At 37.2% G+C, this 18,374-nt stretch carries 23 protein-coding genes; 7 read left to right on the top strand and 16 right to left on the bottom strand.

What is annotated here, in order from left to right; translation table 11 throughout:
- Window positions 1-33: 33 nt before the first annotated feature.
- From R4Z09_RS21485 to R4Z09_RS21510, 6 genes are all read right to left on the bottom strand, one after another.
- Window positions 34-804 carry an electron transfer flavoprotein subunit beta/FixA family protein gene (locus R4Z09_RS21485; RefSeq protein ID WP_338448766.1) on the bottom strand — a complete coding sequence of 257 codons (771 nt, stop codon included), beginning with the start codon at window positions 802-804 and terminating at the stop codon, window positions 34-36.
- 55 nt (window positions 805-859) lie between these two features.
- Entirely contained in the window at window positions 860-1,996 is a 1,137-nt protein-coding gene (locus R4Z09_RS21490; RefSeq protein WP_338448767.1) for an acyl-CoA dehydrogenase family protein, read from the bottom strand.
- A 316-nt stretch (window positions 1,997-2,312) separates the two neighbouring features.
- Window positions 2,313-3,527, bottom strand: a complete 1,215-nt coding sequence (locus R4Z09_RS21495) for an MFS transporter (RefSeq protein ID WP_338448768.1) — start codon at window positions 3,525-3,527, stop codon at window positions 2,313-2,315.
- Window positions 3,528-3,849: 322 nt separating this feature from the next.
- Window positions 3,850-4,629, bottom strand: a complete 780-nt coding sequence (locus tag R4Z09_RS21500; RefSeq protein ID WP_338448769.1) for an enoyl-CoA hydratase/isomerase family protein — start codon at window positions 4,627-4,629, stop codon at window positions 3,850-3,852.
- Window positions 4,626-5,516: a 3-hydroxybutyryl-CoA dehydrogenase gene (locus R4Z09_RS21505; RefSeq protein ID WP_338448770.1), complete on the bottom strand. Its 891-nt coding sequence runs from the start codon at window positions 5,514-5,516 to the stop codon at window positions 4,626-4,628. The genes R4Z09_RS21500 and R4Z09_RS21505 overlap by 4 nt, the downstream gene beginning before the upstream one ends.
- A gap of 158 nt (window positions 5,517-5,674) precedes the next feature.
- The gene (locus R4Z09_RS21510) at window positions 5,675-6,025 is read right to left on the bottom strand and encodes a hypothetical protein (RefSeq protein ID WP_338448771.1); all 351 of its coding nucleotides are present in this window, start codon (window positions 6,023-6,025) and stop codon (window positions 5,675-5,677) included.
- A gap of 167 nt (window positions 6,026-6,192) precedes the next feature.
- Here R4Z09_RS21510 and R4Z09_RS21515 point away from each other — a divergent pair, with 167 nt between their 5' ends.
- From R4Z09_RS21515 to R4Z09_RS21530, 4 genes are all read left to right on the top strand, one after another.
- Entirely contained in the window at window positions 6,193-7,014 is an 822-nt protein-coding gene (locus R4Z09_RS21515) for a histidinol-phosphatase (RefSeq protein ID WP_338448772.1), read from the top strand.
- A gap of 146 nt (window positions 7,015-7,160) precedes the next feature.
- A complete protein-coding gene (locus R4Z09_RS21520) occupies window positions 7,161-7,781 on the top strand; it encodes an RraA family protein (protein ID WP_338448773.1) in 621 nt (206 codons plus the stop codon).
- Window positions 7,782-7,875: 94 nt separating this feature from the next.
- Window positions 7,876-8,685, top strand: a complete 810-nt coding sequence (locus R4Z09_RS21525) for a DUF3794 domain-containing protein (RefSeq protein ID WP_338448774.1) — start codon at window positions 7,876-7,878, stop codon at window positions 8,683-8,685.
- A gap of 378 nt (window positions 8,686-9,063) precedes the next feature.
- Complete coding sequence (locus R4Z09_RS21530; RefSeq protein ID WP_338448775.1) at window positions 9,064-10,305, top strand: ATP-binding protein; 1,242 nt, start codon at window positions 9,064-9,066, stop codon at window positions 10,303-10,305.
- Between the two features lie 61 nt (window positions 10,306-10,366).
- Here the strand turns inward: R4Z09_RS21530 and yppF are convergent, their stop codons facing one another.
- From yppF to yhfH (R4Z09_RS21545), 3 genes are all read right to left on the bottom strand, one after another.
- On the bottom strand, window positions 10,367-10,549 hold the full coding sequence (gene yppF, locus R4Z09_RS21535; RefSeq protein ID WP_338448776.1) for a YppF family protein: 183 nt from the start codon (window positions 10,547-10,549) through the stop codon (window positions 10,367-10,369).
- A gap of 138 nt (window positions 10,550-10,687) precedes the next feature.
- The gene (locus tag R4Z09_RS21540) at window positions 10,688-11,935 is read right to left on the bottom strand and encodes an MFS transporter (RefSeq protein ID WP_338448777.1); all 1,248 of its coding nucleotides are present in this window, start codon (window positions 11,933-11,935) and stop codon (window positions 10,688-10,690) included.
- 177 nt (window positions 11,936-12,112) lie between these two features.
- The gene (yhfH, locus tag R4Z09_RS21545; RefSeq protein WP_338448778.1) at window positions 12,113-12,241 is read right to left on the bottom strand and encodes a protein YhfH; all 129 of its coding nucleotides are present in this window, start codon (window positions 12,239-12,241) and stop codon (window positions 12,113-12,115) included.
- Window positions 12,242-12,462: 221 nt separating this feature from the next.
- Here yhfH (R4Z09_RS21545) and R4Z09_RS21550 point away from each other — a divergent pair, with 221 nt between their 5' ends.
- Together R4Z09_RS21550 and R4Z09_RS21555 are read left to right on the top strand one after the other, a co-directional pair.
- Window positions 12,463-13,200, top strand: a complete 738-nt coding sequence (locus R4Z09_RS21550) for a CsxC family protein (RefSeq protein ID WP_338448779.1) — start codon at window positions 12,463-12,465, stop codon at window positions 13,198-13,200.
- 273 nt (window positions 13,201-13,473) lie between these two features.
- Window positions 13,474-14,175 (top strand): hypothetical protein, encoded by a 702-nt coding sequence (locus tag R4Z09_RS21555; RefSeq protein ID WP_338448780.1) that lies wholly within the window; start codon window positions 13,474-13,476, stop codon window positions 14,173-14,175.
- A 100-nt stretch (window positions 14,176-14,275) separates the two neighbouring features.
- Here R4Z09_RS21555 and R4Z09_RS21560 read toward each other — a convergent pair whose 3' ends face one another.
- The 5 genes from R4Z09_RS21560 to R4Z09_RS21580 all read right to left on the bottom strand — a co-directional run bounded on the left by R4Z09_RS21560 (window position 14,276) and on the right by R4Z09_RS21580 (window position 16,105).
- A complete protein-coding gene (locus tag R4Z09_RS21560; protein ID WP_338448781.1) occupies window positions 14,276-14,434 on the bottom strand; it encodes a hypothetical protein in 159 nt (52 codons plus the stop codon).
- A 25-nt stretch (window positions 14,435-14,459) separates the two neighbouring features.
- Window positions 14,460-14,627, bottom strand: coding sequence for a hypothetical protein (locus tag R4Z09_RS21565; RefSeq protein WP_338448782.1), 168 nt, complete (start codon window positions 14,625-14,627; stop codon window positions 14,460-14,462).
- Between the two features lie 77 nt (window positions 14,628-14,704).
- The gene (locus R4Z09_RS21570) at window positions 14,705-15,379 is read right to left on the bottom strand and encodes a hypothetical protein (RefSeq protein ID WP_338448783.1); all 675 of its coding nucleotides are present in this window, start codon (window positions 15,377-15,379) and stop codon (window positions 14,705-14,707) included.
- A 292-nt stretch (window positions 15,380-15,671) separates the two neighbouring features.
- Window positions 15,672-15,806, bottom strand: a complete 135-nt coding sequence (gene yhfH, locus R4Z09_RS21575) for a protein YhfH (RefSeq protein WP_338448784.1) — start codon at window positions 15,804-15,806, stop codon at window positions 15,672-15,674.
- A gap of 146 nt (window positions 15,807-15,952) precedes the next feature.
- Window positions 15,953-16,105 (bottom strand): hypothetical protein, encoded by a 153-nt coding sequence (locus R4Z09_RS21580; RefSeq protein WP_338448785.1) that lies wholly within the window; start codon window positions 16,103-16,105, stop codon window positions 15,953-15,955.
- Between the two features lie 188 nt (window positions 16,106-16,293).
- On the opposite strand from R4Z09_RS21580, the gene R4Z09_RS21585 reads away from it, so the two are divergent.
- Complete coding sequence (locus R4Z09_RS21585) at window positions 16,294-17,091, top strand: Cof-type HAD-IIB family hydrolase (protein ID WP_338448786.1); 798 nt, start codon at window positions 16,294-16,296, stop codon at window positions 17,089-17,091.
- Between the two features lie 125 nt (window positions 17,092-17,216).
- Here the strand turns inward: R4Z09_RS21585 and R4Z09_RS21590 are convergent, their stop codons facing one another.
- Window positions 17,217-17,417, bottom strand: a complete 201-nt coding sequence (locus R4Z09_RS21590; protein WP_338448787.1) for a twin-arginine translocase TatA/TatE family subunit — start codon at window positions 17,415-17,417, stop codon at window positions 17,217-17,219.
- Between the two features lie 229 nt (window positions 17,418-17,646).
- Window positions 17,647-18,363: a trehalose operon repressor gene (treR, locus tag R4Z09_RS21595; RefSeq protein ID WP_338448788.1), complete on the bottom strand. Its 717-nt coding sequence runs from the start codon at window positions 18,361-18,363 to the stop codon at window positions 17,647-17,649.
- Window positions 18,364-18,374: the final 11 nt, after the last annotated feature.

The raw sequence follows: 18,374 nt of genomic DNA on the forward strand, positions 1-18,374 counted from the left end.
TCTATATACTGCGTGCATATTTGTTTTGTAAAATTAAACTACCTTGGCCTCTGTTTTTAATAATGAAACAAGCTCTTTCACTTGCCCAGAAATATCCCCTGTAAGAACCTTTCCGGCCTCTTTTGCCGGCGGTAAGAAAATATCAATTGTTTTTGTTTTTCCTTCTACATCATCTTCATCAATGTCTAAATCATCTAAATCTAGCTTTTCAAGCGGCTTTTTCTTTGCCTTCATAATACCCGGCAAAGATGGATAACGCGGTTCGTTTAACCCTTGCTGGCAAGTGACTAAAAGTGGCAGCTGTGTTTCGACGATTTCGATGTCGCCTTCTACATCACGTTCAATCAATGCTTTATTTCCGTCAATCGAAAGCTTTGTAATTGTTGTAACCGCCGAAATTCCTAGCTCCTCTGCGAGTCTTGGACCTACTTGACCGGAACTGCCGTCCACAGTTACATTCCCCGCTAGAATAATATCAACTTCTTTGTCTTTAAAAAATGTGCTTAGAATTGTTGCGGTAGAGAATGGATCGCCGTCTTCCACATCTTCGTCATTAATGATGACAGCTTTATCAGCTCCCATTGCAAGGGCTGTGCGAAGCTCTTTTTCCGCTTCTTCTTCACCAATTGTGACAACGGTTACTTCACCGCCGTGTTCTTCTCGTAGGTTAAGCGCCTCTTCAATTGCATACTCGTCATATGGATTGATAATAAATTCAGCACCATCATCCACTACTTGTCCATTTTTAATCGTGATTTTTTCTTCTGTATCAAAAGTGCGTTTCATAACAACGTAAATATTCATTGTATTTCCTCCTCAGAAATGTTTTTGAATTGAATTGATTACATCTTATAAACTCTTAATCTGCTAAAATATCTTTCGCAATGACAACCCGTTGAATTTGGTTTGTTCCTTCATAAATTTGCATGATTTTAGCATCGCGGAAATATTTTTCAACCCCATATTCGCGAATGAAGCCATAGCCGCCATGTATTTGAACCGCATCTGTTGCCACCTTCATCGCTGTATCAGAGGCATAGCATTTAGCAAATGATGAAGCCTTGATATTTGGTGTTCCTTGCTCTACATACCAAACGGCCTTTTGTACTAATAATCTCGAAGCCTCAATTTGCATAGCCATGTCAGCCAGCATAAACTGAATGCCTTGGAAGTTCGCAATCGGCTTACCGAACTGCTTTCTTTCCTTTGCATAATTAACAGCTTCCTCATAAGCTCCTTGTGCAATGCCAAGTGCCTGAGCTCCAACCATTGGGCGGGCGTAGGATAACGCTTTCATAAAAATCTTAAAGCCGTCCCCTTCTTCGCCAAGACGATTTTCCACTGGAACACGTACTTCATCAAATGTCACGGAAGCTGTATTAGAAGAACGAAGTCCCATTTTCTTTTCGTGAGGACCGACATTTACTCCTTCTAAGTCGCGATCAACAATTAACGCAACAAACTTGCTGGCTCCTTCAGCATCCTTTAACTTCGCAAGTACTGTATAGTAATTAGCATAGCTGGCATTGGTAATAAAACATTTGTCTCCATTTAAAATATATTCATCTCCAACTCTTTCAACCGTTGTTTTCATCCCAGCTACATCACTGCCTGCTGAAGGTTCGGTAAGAGCAAAAGCTGAATATCCCCCATCGGCGAGAATTCCGAAGTATTTTTTCTTTTGTTCTTCTGTTCCACCGACAAGGATTGGATAGGATGCCAAGGAATTTGCTTCGACAGAAGTCGTAATTCCTGCGCAGCCTCGTGCCAGTTCTTCTACGATTACAGCATGTGAAATTTTATCGATACCAGGACCGCCAAATTGTTCAGGGAGAGCGAAATTATATAAACCAACTTCTCTCAGCTTGTTATGAATCTCAAATGGAAACTCTTCCTTTTCGTCATACTCTCGTGCATATGGAATAATTTCCTCGTTTACAAAATCTCTCGTCATTGTCTTAATCGCCAACTGATCTTCATTTAGTAAAAAATCCATTTATCTCCACCCCTAAAAAGAATAAAGTTTATCGTTAAACGCCTAAATTCTATATTGTTTTCTTGTTTTAAAGTTTAATATTTTTCAAGCAAAAGGTGTACCTACACAATGTAGGAAAATTAAGAGTCTTTTTGTACTTTATTAACGATAAATATAGTAAATTCGTTTTACAACTACTACACTGTTAGTACAGGGATAGGTTAACTACTCCTTTTTTGTTAAAGAAAAATAGCCTTATCCGATATACAGATCAAGGCTCATGTCTCTATTGACGGCTCATCTTTTACACTTTTCATGTTTAATTAATCGAAATCGTTTACCCTTCCTTTACGTCTTTTATTTGCAAAATACTGCTTTTGACTTTGTTTGCACTTGTTAATCTCCAATAAGCCGGAATCGTAAAAATGATGATGACACCGCATAAAATATACAACGCAGAGTAGCCCGATTGTGCTGAAACACCCCCTAACACAAAGGCGCCGAGAGCCATACCAGAATCAAATAATGTAAAGAACGTTGAAGTTGCGTGCCCGCTTCGATGTTTTGGTGCTGATTGAATTGCCAATGCTTGGAAACAAGGAACAATCGATCCATAACCGACTCCGATGAGAACCCCCGATATGATTAAGGTCGTAACAGAGTGTATTGAACTTAATAGAAACAATCCCGCTGCAAAAAAGAGGAATGATGGATAAATAACAGCATGAGGACCTTTCGTATCATACAAACGACCCGTCATAGGCCGAACCATTATCATCGCTGCCGCAAAGACAATGAAAAATAAACTTGCGTATTGAAGTAACCCCCTTGTCTCAACATACACGGAAATAAACGACATAATACTTGCATAAGCAAATGCTGTTAAGAAACCAACAACCGCAATTGGAAAAGACTTTGTTTCAAAGAAATCATGCCATGAAGGACGATTATTTCTAACCGTTGAAGACTTCGGCTTATACTCTGAAACCTTCAAGGAAAACGCAAATAAATACCCAATTACAACGATAACAGCGAGACCAGTGAATAATAGTTGATACGAAAACCATTGTAATGCGGTAAATGCAATAAGCGGACCAAACACTACCGCTAAATTCATAGACATGGCAAAATAACCAAGGCCTTCTCCTTTGCGGCTTTCTGGGATAATATCATTCGCAATCGCAACTAACACTGTTGTGACAATACTAAACCAAATACCATGAAATAATCTTAGAATGAGGAGAAATGATAAAGAATCAACAAAAATATATAACACCGCTGAAAGACAAAAAACAAATTCAGAGATCAGAAGCGTTTTCTGTTTCCCGAATATTTCAATAATCTTTCCTGCAAAAGGTCTTACGATAATGGCCGACAGCATAAAAATGGTCATTGCCAGACCTACTTGTCCCTTCGTTCCATTTAATTCTCCTAGAATGTAAACAGGTAAAATAGTTAGTAATGCATAATAAACAATAAATAAAAGAAAGTTATTTATTAGTGCCACATAAAATTGCCCTGTCCATATCTTTTCTACATACTTCTTCCTCATAAAAATTCCTCTTTCTTTTCATATCAATACTGCTGAAGTTTTTTCATAAACTATTAATCTAGAGCATTGTATGAAAAACATCCAAATAGAATATTAAAAATTTTTTGGCTATTCAATTAATTATAACATATTTTTTGTTACTCACAGATTCTTGATTCTTATATATGACATTTCTTAATTAAAATAACCAAAATAGGCTCGGATAAAATCCCAAGCCTGAAGTCTGTAGGAGCTGTCCATGTGTCAGTAAATCCTTCGCTCATCAATCTCTCATATTCTCCAAAAAAAATCGGGTGGCACCTACCACCACCCGAATTCATCATTACTGTCCGATATAAACCGGTTTTCTTTTTTCAACAAATGCATTTAGACCTTCTTTTGCATCTTCTGTTGCAAATGACGTATTGAAACATGTAGTTTCAATGATTAAACCAGACTCAACATCGGTATTACTTCCTGTATTGACCGCAAGTTTTACCATTTGTAAGGCTACAGGAGGTTTTTTAGCCAATTTACCTGCCCATTCTTTAGCGGCAGCCAACAGTTCATCTGCTGGGACTACTTTATTGACGATTCCCCAGTCTAATGCTTGTGCTGCATCAAACATGTCACCAAAGTAAAGTAGTTCTTTCGCTCTGCCCTGACCGATTATTTTTTGCAGACGCTGTGTTCCACCTCCGCCAGGAATAATACCAAGACCTACTTCAGGGAAGGAAAACTTCGCCTTGTCTGAGCTGATTCGGAGGTCACAGGATAGTGCAAGTTCAAGGCCTCCGCCAAGTGCTAAACCATTTAGGGCCGCAATGACAGGTTTGGTTGAATTCTCGATCTTTGTAAAAACGGAACGTGAAACTTTATTGTTGTTGACAACGGTAACGAGATTTGCATCTGCCATTTCATTAATATCCGCACCAGCAACAAATGCTTTTTCTCCGCTGCCTGTTAAAACGATCACATTCACATTAGAATTGATATCCAATTCATCAATTACTTGTCCTAGTTCATTAAACACCTGTGCGTTTAATGCATTTACCGGGGGACGATTAATCGTAACGACTGCTGTTTTGTTTTCTATTTCAACTAATAAAGACTGGTAGCTCATTTTGTCACCGCCTCTTTCTCTTGTTTCTTTTCTGTATTGTAATCGTAGAATCCAGCGCCTGCTTTCTTACCGAAGCGGCCGGCTCTCATCATGTTTTTCAATAATAGCGGCGGTGCCCAGCGGTTATCAGCAAATTCTTTTTGGAAGTATTCCATTACATGGTAACCGATATCAACCCCTGCATAGTCTTGAAGTTCGAATGAACCCATTGGGTGATTTAACCCGTAACGCATCGCTTTATCGATATCTTCTTTTGTCGCAATTCCTTCTTCAAGCACTTTAATGGCTTCAATAAATTGTGGAATCATGATTCGGTTGACGATAAATCCAGGAACGTCCTTCTTCACTTCAACCACTTCTTTTTTCAACACTTCAGAAACCTGTTTCAATGTAGCTACTGTTTCATCGCTAGTGCTATAGCCGCGAACGACTTCGACAAGCTTCATTATTTGAGCTGGGTTAAAGAAGTGCATGCCCGCTACACGATCTGGACGTTTTGTTGCCGCTGCAATCTCTGTTATGGATAAAGAGGATGTATTAGTTGCTAAAATAACATCTTCTCTCACAATTTCGTCAAGCTGCGAAAATACAGATTGTTTCAAATCCATATCTTCAAGAACAGCTTCAACAACTAAATCTACATCTTTTAAATCTTGTAAATCAGTTGTTAATGTAATGCGGGATAGAACTTCTTGCTTAGCTTCTTCTGTAATTTTTCCTTTTTGCACACTTTTGCTCATAAATTTGTCGATGCGATCTAACCCACCCTGAACAAAACGCTCCTCAATGTCACGTAATACCACATTATATCCGTTTAACGCAAATACATTTGCAATTCCTGAACCCATGGATCCGGCGCCCACTACACCTACTGTTTTAACTGTCATATCTATCGCTCCTCATAAATATTTTTAATATTTAAACTTATGAGTTTATTGTAAGTGCTTTCTAATATTGATGAAACATACATGGTGTAGGAAAAGACGACGTTTTTTTCGTCAACATTATCGAAGAACAGAAAAAGGCATGGGACAGCCCCATGCTCTCATATATTGGTAAACGAACTGCTGATCGATCGTAAAGTATGAAGCCTTGCGGTGAAAATGAACAAATCATTGTAATTTTGTTCGATATAGTCTCCGATCATGTGGATCGCTTTTCTAAAACGATTGACTAATAAAGCTGTATACTTTTCATCGTATACGAACTTATTTATTCTTGTTAATTCATCTGCTATAATTTGAAAATGAAATTCATCAATAAGCAGCTTCAGCCGATATAATTTATCCGGATCGGAAAGATAGCTGTTCTTTTGTTGATAACTTTTCCGAACAAATTGAATAAAACCTTTAATATTTTCCGCCAACAGATTTGCCTTCTCTCTTTCAAAGTCCACTTTCCACCACCTCATTAGAATTGTATGAACATCATGATGAAAAATGCATAGCAGGTATACATAACCATTTGAAGACCATTTCATTTAGAACAAACAAAGGATAAAATAGATTCATTTTACAAATAAAAAGGAACAATAGGATTAAATCGATGTAAAGGATGATAACTATGATCAACTCAAATGTAACCTTTGATTTTCACACACATCATGAGCGCTGCGGACACGCACGTGGTTCGATTCGGGACTATATTAAAGCTGCGCTGGATTGCGGACTATCGATGATTGGGATTGCAGACCATTCCCCCTATTTCGGAAGCGAAGAAGACCATCCATATCCACATATCACAATGGCGAAAAGCGAATTTCCTCATTATATAGCTGAGGTACTACAGCTAAAAAAGGAGTACGAAGGAAAAATTGATGTCTTGTTGGGAATTGAAGCAGATTTTTTCCCGGAGAACGTAGACATCTATCGCCGGTGTTTTGAGCCTTATCCTTTTGACTATATTATCGGATCCGTTCATCATGTAGATGGGGAAAGTATTTTTCATAAGACTCGCTGGGAAGGACTTTCTGAAGCGCAAAAGGTAAAGACAAAAGAATCCTATTATGAACTGATTGAAGGCTCAGCTAGAAGCGGAATGTATGATATTCTTGGTCATATTGATGCTATGAAGGGTTTTTATCCTGCCTTTTCCTCGATTCAAACAGCTGCTGTTGAAAAAACCTTAAACGTAATCGCAGAGCAGGATGTCGTGATTGAGGTCAATACCTCAGGCAAAACGAAGGACGCAGGCGGCTGGTATCCATCTGTTGAGATTCTTGAAATGGCCCATCATTATGGTGTAAAGGTGACCTTCGGTTCAGATGCCCATGATCCGGAAAGAGTCGGCGACGATTTTGAACTAGTTCAAAAAAAACTGAGAGAAATCGGCTATAAAGAATGGTGCTATTTTAAAAAGAAGAAGAGATATTCTGTTTCATTATAATGAGTATAAAAGGTGATAGGACCGGGCTACCTATCTCCTTTCAACACTTTTCCCTCATCTGCATTTCTTTAACGCTTCTTTGACATATCTTCATAAAATTACGCTTATACATATAATCAGCTAATACTCAGGGGAGGAATTCAATTATGTCATCACTCGAAGAAAGGTTTCTTGGCTTACCTACAACAGGTATATCGGATGCGTTACAAGGATATAACCATATGAATACAGCAATCAAACCACTAAAGGAAACTTACAAAATCGCTGGCAGAGCGTTTACGGTCAGTATTCCTGCAGGTGATAATACAGGAATTTTACGAGGAATTAGAGATGCTAAACCAGGAGACATACTGGTTGTTGACGGAAAAGGGTATACCGAGCGGGCCGTTGCAGGTGATTTTGTCATTAGCCTGGCCCAAAACATGGGACTTCAGGGAATCATCATTGATGGAGCTATTCGTGACATCCAAGGTATCAGGGACTTGGATTTTCCTGTATTTTGCCGTGCTTCCACCATTTCAGCAAGTGCAAAAGCAGCACCTGGAGAGCTGCAGGTCCCTATTTCCTGCGGCGGCGTAAGTGTCAGCCCAGGCGACATCATCGTGGGTGATGCAGATGGTGTCATCGTTGTACCTGCAGGAAAAGCAGAACAAATCCTCCAGACAGCAATCGAAAAAATGAAAAAAGACCAGCAGCGTCAAGAGAAATATTCCGGAAGTAAAGAGAAGGCACTGCAATACTTACATTCTATTCTTGGAGATAAATAAAATCACTTGTTCCTTGTTACTGGGCGCATACCTATACATAGTCATTTGTACTGCATAGAATACACTAGTCTGTGCCCTGTAGGAGGATTTAAATATGCCTGATATAAAAAAAGAAAAATATATATTTGATGATTACTTCGATTGTGAGCCGGAAAAACAACACCATCACAAGGCCAAAATGGTGACAAAGGTTCCAGTCGTCTTAGCAGAGGTTTATATCCAAAAAGATATGTTCCATGTAACTGACTTTCATGACTTTGTATTAGAGATTAAAAATATAAAGAAACAATTGGTTATTACGAGATGCCGTCTTTTACTTCCGACAAATAAAGTATTTATTAAAGGGTTTGTTCGTAAAAATATTCAGTATGCATCTCCCATCAATTTCGAAGCGGAGCATAATGGAGACAATCGTCCTCCGGAACAAACACTGGAGCAAAATACACGAGGTTTTGAACCCTTCCTGACTCCTATTATAGATTCCAATCTCAAATCACATACTGAACATATTGATTTTGAGTTAATTACAGAAATTAAGGAGTTTATTTCGAAACCAGTGCTGCCTAAGAAGAACAGTCGTCATGAATTTGATTTTTTAGTTCCGCAGCCTGTGCCTTCAGGTTTTCTGGAAAAAGATGAGATGCTTTCAAGTGACCTGTCCCAATTCCACCAAAATAGTGATCAATTTTATAATGACCTGCCGTACTGTGAATTGATTTCAAGTAACATCATTGAATGGGATGAAGCCATTTTTAGAGATCAGCGGGAGTATAGACGAAATATTAATATTTACAGTCCATCCGGCCAACTTATTTGTCAAGAAGTTCCTTTTCAAACGATTGATGATAAAATGGTAATTGATTTTAAGATTAGAATTCTCCAAAATCAAAACGTTTCCGTCTGATCACTTGTTTATGAAGTTCACTGTGACTATTAGTGAAAAGGATCATTAGCTTGCCAGCTTAAGCTTTTGAAATCTGTTCAAATCACTTAATATGTATCAAATAAAGTAGAAAAATTTTTTCCTTTTTATATGCACATTTAAGCTTCATTGCATACTCTATACTGGGTATAAGTCAATAATAAACCAGCATTTGGACCGCATTATGTATGCGGTTTTTTTTTTAGAAATATAGGGTGGCCCAAACGGTGTCAGGCATCCGATATTTACATATAGTCGCATTTTCGATAACATGGAGCCTGACGCCTTTGCTTTTAGGACATCTCCTTGTTATTTATGTTAAAATATATTATACAACTATAGTATAAGAGGATATAATTCATGAAAATAAAGGGACGTCTATTTATTATAAGTATTTTCATTTTTTTTGAATTGATTAGTCTTCTATTGTTTAGAGATTTTTCAACTTGGAAATTGTTCATTGATTTAATTGCAGTAATTATTATTGCTTGGTTGATTGGCAAACAATATGATAAATTATCATTTTATATTGAAAGAATGAACGAAACGGACAAGAACTACCAGCAATTAATTGAAACCATACCGGATTCTATCCTTATCCATTATCAAAATATGACAATTTACGTAAATGAGGCTGGGAAAGAATTACTTGGAGCGAAAAACAAAGATGAAATAATCGGAAAATCCATCTATCATTTTATTTCTCCGAACTACCAAGAACTTGCGAAAAAACGGATGGTTCTTCTCCACCAAGAGAAAAAACCAACTAATAATGTGGAACAAAAATTAATGCGGCTCGATCACAAAACAATTTTCGTCGAAATCTCGAGCCGGTTAATTATGTATGAAGGGAAGATGGCTACTCTATCTGTTTTTAAAGATATTACCGATAAAAAAGAAGAAACAGAAGGTCTTCTGCAGAAATCAGAAAAGCTGGCACTTGTCGGGCAAATGGCTGCAGGGATTGCTCATGAAATTCGGAATCCGCTGACTTCCATCAAGGGGTTCCTGCAACTATTTAAAGCGAAATATACCGATGATCAAGAACATTTCGAGCTAGTATTATCAGAATTAGATCGGATTAATCTCATTATTAGTGAATTCCTAGTATTGGCCAAACCAACTGCCATGGAATTCAAGGACAGGGAAATAAAGCATTTAATCAAAGATGTCGTGACTCTTGTTAACACACAGGCTATTTTAAACAATGTCCAAATCTTTGTTGAATTTGAAGCAGATATTCCAACCATTGTCTGTGAAGAAAATCATTTAAAACAAGTGTTTATTAATATCTTGAAGAACGCCATTGAGGCCATGCCAAATGGCGGAAATATTGATGTAAAAGTTAATAAACTGGAAATAGACAAAGTTTCTATTAAATTTATTGACCACGGCATTGGGATCCCGGCAGACCGGATACCGACACTTGGCGAACCGTTCTATACAACAAAAGAAAAAGGGACCGGTTTAGGCTTAATGACCAGCTTTAAAATTATTGAAAATCACGATGGCGAATTAAAAATTTCAAGTAAACTAAACGAAGGAACAACCGTAGAAGTCATCTTACCAACCGTACCTGAAACTCATTTAGTGAATGCATAAAAAAACATGGGAACGGTTCTCTTGCTTCCAAAGGAGCAAGAGAACCGTCCCCATGTACTTTTTATGAGAAACTTGGTTTTACTGCATTTTGTTTGTCTAGTTCAAAAAATAGGTTTTTGTATTCTTTTATGGTTAGTTCGCCAGAAAGGTAGTTTTTTTGGACATAATCCAGTAGTTCATTTACATGTGATGGGTTACGTTTTTTTTCTGATTTAAAGCGTTTAATTAATCCTTCTAGTAACATAGTAATCCCACTCTTCCATTGTCATTTTTTTACTTTTCTTACCGACAAATTCATTATAACATGTGATTTTAGTTACAGTTGTTTTAAAAAAATTCAAATTACCGACATTTTTCTACAAAAATTTCGACATTTATTTAATCATTTTGGCGCTAATGTACCTGCACCCTGTTCCAGCAGTACTTTGTTTCGACCAAAAAGGATGGTAAGAATGAGCATTAGTAATCCGGTTCCGCTGAGAAGCCACTCAATGGGGACAATGTCTGCGAGCGGTCCAAAGATAAGCATTCCGATTGGCATCATGGAAGTGGAAATCATTCCAAAGACACCAAAGATTCTTCCTAAATAATTTTCGTCCACCCTTTCCTGCAATAATACGTTAGTTGGGGTATTAAAAATAGGCATAGCTATTCCCGTTACGGCCATAAACACTAGATAAATCCAAAAATTTGGCACGATTCCAAGTGCAAAAGTACAGGCTCCCATGACTAGACTAGCAAAGGTCATTGTATGTATTTTATTTTGAAAGCCTCCCCATGCCGCTATAATCCCCCCGCCTGCCATCATTCCGACAGAAAAAGCTATTTCAATAGCCGTTAACTTCCAAATTTCATCCCCAAACGTGCGGGTCACCTGCAGCGGTGTTAAAAAGGCAGCCGGTGCCATTAAGACAAAGAAAATAGCAAAAAACAGAAAGAAAATCTTTAGAAAATCATTTTGTCTAATATAGGACAAGCCTTCCTTTAAATCGGAAAAATAACTTGTTGTTTGTTTTTCCGATGCTTTCTTATGTAATGGAATATGGAAAAAGAGAACTAAGGTTAGAATACCAATCGCTGCCGTCACGACATCAATAAAGAAAATCTTTTCAATAGTCGTTACGGAAAGTAATGCTGCGCTGACAATCGGCGATACAAACATGATCACAGCTTGGATACTTCCGTTTGTCCCGTTAACCTGAGTTAGTTTGTCCTTCGGCACAATTTGCGGAAGAATCGCTCCAACTGCAGGCGTTTGAACTCCTGTTCCGAGGGCACGGATTGATGCAATGACAAAAAGCAGCCACGCTTCATCATACCCCATTAGAAAAACAATGGCGAGGATTAGTGTAGCTATAGCAATCATTCCATCTGACAACATAATCAACAGCTTTCGGTTGTAACGATCAGCCCATACCCCAGCAATCGGAGACAAAATAAAAGTCGGGATGAAACCGCATATAATATAGACCGTCATCATCACGCCGGAATTCATCGAAAGAGTAATATACCAAAAAATAGCGTATTGAACTAACGAGGAACCAAAAAGCGAAATCGTTTGGCTGCTTAAAAAGAGAATAATATTCCGTTTCCAATGTTGTTTCGTTTCCTCTTCAGTTATTGTGTTCATCTTGTTCACGACCTTCTATAAACATGTAAGATATAAACTAAAGTACTTTCTGGAAATTGTCAATTCAAAAGGGATCAAAGAGGCAAGATCACCCTGAAATATCCTGTTATAGAACATAAAACAATACAAAAAAACCTCCATTTAATTGGAGATTTTCGTGCAATTTGCTTCTTTTGTCTATTCCTCTTTCTTTGATAAGCAATAATCACATTCCATTAGAAAGGATTCAACCTTCTCATCTATGATTTGGCCACATTCCACACATACCTTTTTAGGTAATTCTTTTACATCTACTGTACTACGCATATTTACCTCTCCTTTTTTATAATACAGATTCAAACGATCTTAAATTGTTATAGTACAGTATATGTTCAACAGCTGGAATGATGAATATTTTTTATAAAATGTGACTTTAGCCTAGACAAAGTTTTTATTTCAATTTCACCCTTGTCTCTGGGCGTATGCCCAAACATGGTTATACGCCCAGCATAGAATACACTATTCTGTTCCCAGTAGGAGGATTAAATATGTCAAATAATAATAAAAAACACCTTCAAGATAATTTCGTGCAAAAAAGTCACCGGCCGCAAATAACGATCGGTAAGGTACTTACAAAGGTACCCGTCGTTATAGCAGAGCCTAGCTTACAGGTTCAAACCGTTCACAGAACGACCTTTCCTGAAGACGTTCTAGAGATTAAAGATGTTAAAAAGACGCTGGTTCTTACACAATGTAGACTATTATTGCCAACAAATAAATTATTTATTAAAGGATATGTCCGTAAAAATATTCAATATTCAGCTCTTACGGAGCAATCCTCAACTGCTACAACCGTTTCAACGGATTTACACTCACTAACCGTGCATATTCCATTTGAGCTGATAACCGAAATTAAAAATTTCATTGCAAAACCAATTATGCCTAAAACAAACAACCGCCATGAGTTTGATTTTTATCTATCGAAACCTATGCCTTCCGATTTCCCAGAAAAAGATGAAATGTTATCAAGCGACCTATCCCAATTCCATCAAGCCAGTTCTGAGTATTATAATGAAATTCCATACTGCGAATTAGTTAACAGTAAAATCATTGAATGGGTTGAGGCAGTTAATCGGCATTCCATCGAAACACCCGGTCTCATAAATGAAGGTACATTTAAAGAAACAGAAGATAAATTAGTCATTGACTTTACCATAAAAATCCTCCAAAATCAGCATCTATTCGTATCTTCAACAAGTAATGACGATGACTGTGATTCTGAATAATTTTTAATAAAAAGATTTTACAAAATCATAGTATTGCCAGCATCCTTATACACTTCCTCATTGAGTTATGAAAATTAGTTTCTGTAACCTTACATCATTCACCTTAGACCCCATTCTGATACAGTTGAACATGCATGTGAGGGATGGTAATTTTTACCTAATCCCTCACAATGCCATTAATTAAATACAAATTCAATCTTGTCTTAGGCAAAGCCCTATACATAGACTTTTATACCGCATAAAATAACTATTATTTGCCCTAGGAGGTATAAAATGATCAGAGACAAAATGAATGAAGAATTTGATTTTTTCTTTTGTGATGAGGAAGAAGACATACATCAGCATAAAATAGCCATCGGAAACAGAGCATCAACCGCACCGATGATTATTACAGATCTTAATTTACAAGTGGATTTATCCTATGTGACAGAATTTCCAAAACCAGTTCTCGAAATTGTCGACATGAAAAAAAGAGTGAAAATAACAGGATGCAGGCTTATCCTGCCAACCAACCAGTTATTTATTAAAGGATTTATTCGTAAAAACATTTCCTATACGGACGGTATTTCTATGTCCTTCCTAATAGAAAATTTTCCATTCGAAAGGAAAATTAAACTAAAAGACTATCTAACGATTCCCAAACAACCAAAAATGAACACCCGTCATGAAAATTATTATTCCATCTCAAATTCAATACCAAATGGTTACAACCATTCGAATAAAAGGTTATCTAATGACCCAGGTCATATACATCATCATTCAACACACCATTTCAACGAACTTTCTTACTGCGAATTAATTCAAAGTACCATCATCGAATCAAGTGAACCAATCAATAAAGGAATCGAAGTCTCAAACTACACACTTCCAACAGGTGCAACAATCAAAGAAGAACTCTTCACCCAAGTAGAAAACAATCTCTCCATCGACCTCGCCATCCAAGTCATCCAACGACAACCGATTTTCATTTCCTAAGAAGCAGAGGGACGGTTCTCCTGCTTCCAAATAAGATAAAGGATTCACTTTATATAATGAAAAGAATGGCTGCTTCTGTTTGAGCAGCCATTCTCTTCATTTACTTCACTTCGTTTGCGTGAGCAGTTGCTGCCTCGCTTGTTTTTGAATTACCTGTTGTTAAAGGGTTGGAAACAGGCTTAGATTCCATATTATCAAGAGCTTGGTCCACAGTTGTTGTATAATTTAATTTATGTTCCGGTATTCGCTGACTTTTCATATCTATTCGACCACCTATCATTCTCTTATCTAATACGCCCGGTTATACCATCATCACCGATAATGGTTTCGCCAATTTTAGGTTTACTTGCAAGCTTTGCATTCTTTGTTTGCTTTTCCACACCAAGGTCAGTGCTGCTCTTAGCCATTGAAGGCTGATCGACCACGTCTGTAATCTTTTCATTATTCGCCATAAGAGTTCTCCTTTTTAATAACATCGTTATACTAAAAATTATAAACCGCCCACTAAAGGCAGCAAAACTTATTTCATTTAGTGATATTCCATCGGACTAAGTGAATCCATATGGCTGGCAATCATAGCAATAATCGTACTTGCTTCTTCTTTACTGAATATAAAATTCGTTTCATCTTTTAGCATATCTTCATCTGTCCAGATACGGTTGACACGTCTTAATACACCATCCCCCGTCTCCTGAACAATCCCGAACTGGTACGTAACTTCCACTTCGTTTTCTAAATAATAAGCGGTTACTTCAGGAGTTTCCCATTCTACATCTACTTCTTCTAAGTAAATTTCTGGGTCCTCATCATCGCCATCTAACAATTCTAACTCATCATCAGAAGCATAATACTCGGTATCATCAGCCAACAGATCCTCAACGACTGAAATATCGTCATCCATATAAATATGGAAGCTTTCATGAACCGCATCAATGATGTCCTCGATATCAGCCAACACAACCTTACTTTCATAGCCAAGATCTGGATCAAAGGATTCAATATAGAATTCTTCATTTCGTGGATCGAAATAAATCGTACAAAAATAATCTCTATCTACATCTCCATTTTCGACGAAAAAGTCAATTCTGGGATGCTTTGCCCCGCGTTCTACAGACATCCCGCCATTTTCATCATACTTACTGCAAATAGAATCAAGACTATCCTCCAGCTCACCACAAACTCTGTCAAACCATTCTAAGTCCATATCCTTCTCCCCCTTTCAAACACTACATCCATAGTATAACCCTCACACCAGAATCCACTTGTTTTTTCAGGTGGTTAATTATTGGAAGCAGAAGAACGGTTTAAAGGATTTATTTTCAGTTTGATTAAGTATTTTGAGGAAATTGAACCAAAATATTATACTGTGATGTATTTTAATTAAGTTCGAGAAATTCTTCCTATACGAATTTCAAATAACCATTTAAAAACAAAAAACCCTTCATAAGGATGAAAGATCCTACAAAGAGTTTGTTATATTCATTAAGTATTTATGATTATTCATCCCGCTTTGATAAGCAATGATCACATTCCATAAGATAAGATTCTGCCTGCTCCTCAATCATTTGACCGCATTCAGCACACTCCTTTTGCGGTAATTGTTTAAAAAATTCAACTGGGTTTTGTAACATCTAAGTCGCCTCCATTTTATAATACAGTTTTACTTAATTTTCCTTTGTTATAATACAGTATATGTATTTGTCCTTTAACTATGTACAAATTTTGTAAAAAAAAAGAAGCAAGAATTTCTCTCGCTCCTTCAACCAATCGTAATTAACTATAATGTTCTACCAGCAGATCCCGGTGATTTATCTGTATTTTCCTGGGTATTATAGTCATTTTTATTGCTGCCTCTGCCACGTTCCCCGCCATATTCACTCTTATGCTGACTTTGAATTTTTCTAAACTTCTCGAAGTTTTGGTTAACCATTGTGATCCCCCTTTTCATTCGTTAAAATTCAATTCATACGTTAATAAGATACACGACTGAAAGAAACTTATTCCCCACGAGAAATAATAGAAATTTTACTTGATTTTATCCTTCTAATCAAAAAAAGTTTTTTCTAATCGAAATTTTTGCTATAGTAAACTTTATATAATAAGAAAGGAATCAATCAAATGAAATGTTTCTCCATCGATTTAGACGGTACATTATTAAATTCACAGCATGAAATCTCAACAGAAAATCTACATGTCCTGCAAGATTTACAGAAGCAAGGACACAGCATCATTATTAACACAGGCCGGGCAGTGGAAGATGTCATCAAATTGGATGCTATACAAACGCTTCAGCCGCCCATTATCAGCATAAATGGAACCATCATCTACTCTAAAACGAGAGAACCCTTATTTGAAGCATCTTTGCCAATCCCAACCTATAAAAAATTGTTTCCGATTTTACATCAATTAGGATTATGGATCATGGTCTATACCAATCAAGGCGGCTTTCCATGTCGAAATCCAGACATCCAAGATAAACGTCCCGAAGAAATCGAACCGATTTTCCAGGATTATAATTATGAGCAAATTTTAGCAAAAGAAAACGTAAAAATTTATAAGGTCATGGCTGTATCACGACATGATCAGCTTGAAAAAATTGATCAGGCTAAAAAAGCAATCGAAGGGAAATTGGAAGTGTCCATGGCATCCTCACACCCAAACAATGTAGAGTTTACATCTATTGAAGCCGATAAAGGAACTGCCCTCCTGCGCTACCAGCAACTAACGAACCAGCCATTCGACGAAATCTACGCATTTGGGGATGGCGGCAACGATGTTGGCCAATTCAAAGTTGCGACAACGTCCATTGCGATGGGCAACGCCCCATCTTCAGTACAGCAGGAAGCCGATATCGTCACCAAAACAAATGACGACAACGGATTTGCCTATGCCGTTCAACATTTATTAAACCTATAAAACAAGGGGACGGTTCTTTTGCTTCCAATTTTGGAAGCAAAAGAACCGTCCCTGTGCATCTTTATATATTAATCTGTAGTGCAATAAAAGCTTTAGCCTAACAAAAAAAAGATGTGAGAAATATCTCACACCTCTTTCTTTACTTCTTTTTTCACTTCATCTATTTCTTCCACTATATCGCTGGTTAGTTCACGTGTTGACTTTTTAAATTCGCTTAGAGTTTGACCAACAGCACGGCCTAATTCAGGAAGCTTCTTTGGTCCAAAAACAATAAGAGCCAAGAGTAGAATTAAAATTAATCCCGGTACACCAATATTAGAAAGCATCTAGAAGACCTCCTATATGATTAAAAATTATTATAATACTATTATAAAACTTATTAATTTGTTTGTATTAAAAAAAGAGAAAACTTCTTATAAATTTCACAAATCAAAGGTGTTAGGACAATTCCTGTGTTATTAATTGTATTTCATCGTGTACACAAAAAATACCACAATTCTAAAAATTGTGGTATTGATATGATTTATCAGCGTAGGAACGAATTTTATATGGGTGTTATTGATGTATTCTTCTCGCAAAATCGACAAATCTAAATTTATCGGGTCTATGTCTAGATTCCGTATATTGGAAGAGACTGGTGTCGTCAAGATAGACATAGTTTTTAATGATAACAATGGAATGGAAGCCTTCTAAATCCAATAATTGTTTGTCTTCTTCCGTTGGTTCTTCGACGATAATTTCTTTTTTAGCAAAACTAATATTTAAACCCAGCTCTTTTTCAAGATACTCATAAATAGAGTTTTCACACACTTCCTTGGTAAGGGTCGGGACGAATTTTTTATACAAATAATCCTTATCAAGAATCACCTTTTCCCCGCCCATTTCTCTTACCCGGAGCACCTGCCACACCTGATCCTTGCTTGAAAGATTCAGCTGCTTTTGAATATATGTTTCCGCCTTAACGAGCGAAAGCTCCTCGACAAATGTACGCGGCTTCTCTCCCATTTTATCTGCCAATTCCTTAAAGCTCACTAAACCGGAAACAGGAAAATCAATCTTCGTGCTTTTTATGACAATCGAGCCCTTCCCACGGACCTTTTGAATATAACCGTTTTGCGATAACAAATTTAAGGCCTTACGGATGGTTTCCCGAGAGGTATTGTAACGATCACATAACTCATGCTCAGAAGGCAATAGTGAATGGGTCGCAAATTCCCCTTTATCGATTTGCTTGGCAATTTCATTATGGATCATCAAATACTTATTTGTCATAGTCAAAACCC

Origin of the sequence: Niallia oryzisoli (assembly GCF_036670025.1) — a bacterium.
Taxonomy (GTDB): domain Bacteria; phylum Bacillota; class Bacilli; order Bacillales; family Cytobacillaceae; genus Bacillus_BD; species Bacillus_BD oryzisoli.

What these genes read in the sequence shown, in the direction of transcription:
- treR (WP_338448788.1), bottom strand. Translation starts at nt 18,363, where the DNA reads ATGACAAATAAGTATTTGATGATCCATAATGAAATTGCCAAGCAAATC.
- R4Z09_RS21565 (WP_338448782.1), bottom strand. Translation starts at nt 14,627, where the DNA reads ATGGCGAATAATGAAAAGATTACAGACGTGGTCGATCAGCCTTCAATG.
- R4Z09_RS21490 (WP_338448767.1), bottom strand. Translation starts at nt 1,996, where the DNA reads ATGGATTTTTTACTAAATGAAGATCAGTTGGCGATTAAGACAATGACG.
- R4Z09_RS21585 (WP_338448786.1), top strand. Translation starts at nt 16,294, where the DNA reads ATGAAATGTTTCTCCATCGATTTAGACGGTACATTATTAAATTCACAG.
- R4Z09_RS21580 (WP_338448785.1), bottom strand. Translation starts at nt 16,105, where the DNA reads ATGGTTAACCAAAACTTCGAGAAGTTTAGAAAAATTCAAAGTCAGCAT.
- yhfH (WP_338448778.1), bottom strand. Translation starts at nt 12,241, where the DNA reads ATGCGTAGTACAGTAGATGTAAAAGAATTACCTAAAAAGGTATGTGTG.
- yppF (WP_338448776.1), bottom strand. Translation starts at nt 10,549, where the DNA reads ATGTTACTAGAAGGATTAATTAAACGCTTTAAATCAGAAAAAAAACGT.
- R4Z09_RS21505 (WP_338448770.1), bottom strand. Translation starts at nt 5,516, where the DNA reads ATGACAGTTAAAACAGTAGGTGTAGTGGGCGCCGGATCCATGGGTTCA.
- R4Z09_RS21520 (WP_338448773.1), top strand. Translation starts at nt 7,161, where the DNA reads ATGTCATCACTCGAAGAAAGGTTTCTTGGCTTACCTACAACAGGTATA.
- R4Z09_RS21530 (WP_338448775.1), top strand. Translation starts at nt 9,064, where the DNA reads ATGAAAATAAAGGGACGTCTATTTATTATAAGTATTTTCATTTTTTTT.
- R4Z09_RS21500 (WP_338448769.1), bottom strand. Translation starts at nt 4,629, where the DNA reads ATGAGCTACCAGTCTTTATTAGTTGAAATAGAAAACAAAACAGCAGTC.
- R4Z09_RS21525 (WP_338448774.1), top strand. Translation starts at nt 7,876, where the DNA reads ATGCCTGATATAAAAAAAGAAAAATATATATTTGATGATTACTTCGAT.
- yhfH (WP_338448784.1), bottom strand. Translation starts at nt 15,806, where the DNA reads ATGTTACAAAACCCAGTTGAATTTTTTAAACAATTACCGCAAAAGGAG.
- R4Z09_RS21515 (WP_338448772.1), top strand. Translation starts at nt 6,193, where the DNA reads ATGATCAACTCAAATGTAACCTTTGATTTTCACACACATCATGAGCGC.
- R4Z09_RS21485 (WP_338448766.1), bottom strand. Translation starts at nt 804, where the DNA reads ATGAATATTTACGTTGTTATGAAACGCACTTTTGATACAGAAGAAAAA.
- R4Z09_RS21560 (WP_338448781.1), bottom strand. Translation starts at nt 14,434, where the DNA reads ATGAAAAGTCAGCGAATACCGGAACATAAATTAAATTATACAACAACT.
- R4Z09_RS21590 (WP_338448787.1), bottom strand. Translation starts at nt 17,417, where the DNA reads ATGCTTTCTAATATTGGTGTACCGGGATTAATTTTAATTCTACTCTTG.
- R4Z09_RS21540 (WP_338448777.1), bottom strand. Translation starts at nt 11,935, where the DNA reads ATGAACACAATAACTGAAGAGGAAACGAAACAACATTGGAAACGGAAT.
- R4Z09_RS21495 (WP_338448768.1), bottom strand. Translation starts at nt 3,527, where the DNA reads ATGAGGAAGAAGTATGTAGAAAAGATATGGACAGGGCAATTTTATGTG.
- R4Z09_RS21570 (WP_338448783.1), bottom strand. Translation starts at nt 15,379, where the DNA reads ATGGACTTAGAATGGTTTGACAGAGTTTGTGGTGAGCTGGAGGATAGT.
- R4Z09_RS21550 (WP_338448779.1), top strand. Translation starts at nt 12,463, where the DNA reads ATGTCAAATAATAATAAAAAACACCTTCAAGATAATTTCGTGCAAAAA.
- R4Z09_RS21555 (WP_338448780.1), top strand. Translation starts at nt 13,474, where the DNA reads ATGATCAGAGACAAAATGAATGAAGAATTTGATTTTTTCTTTTGTGAT.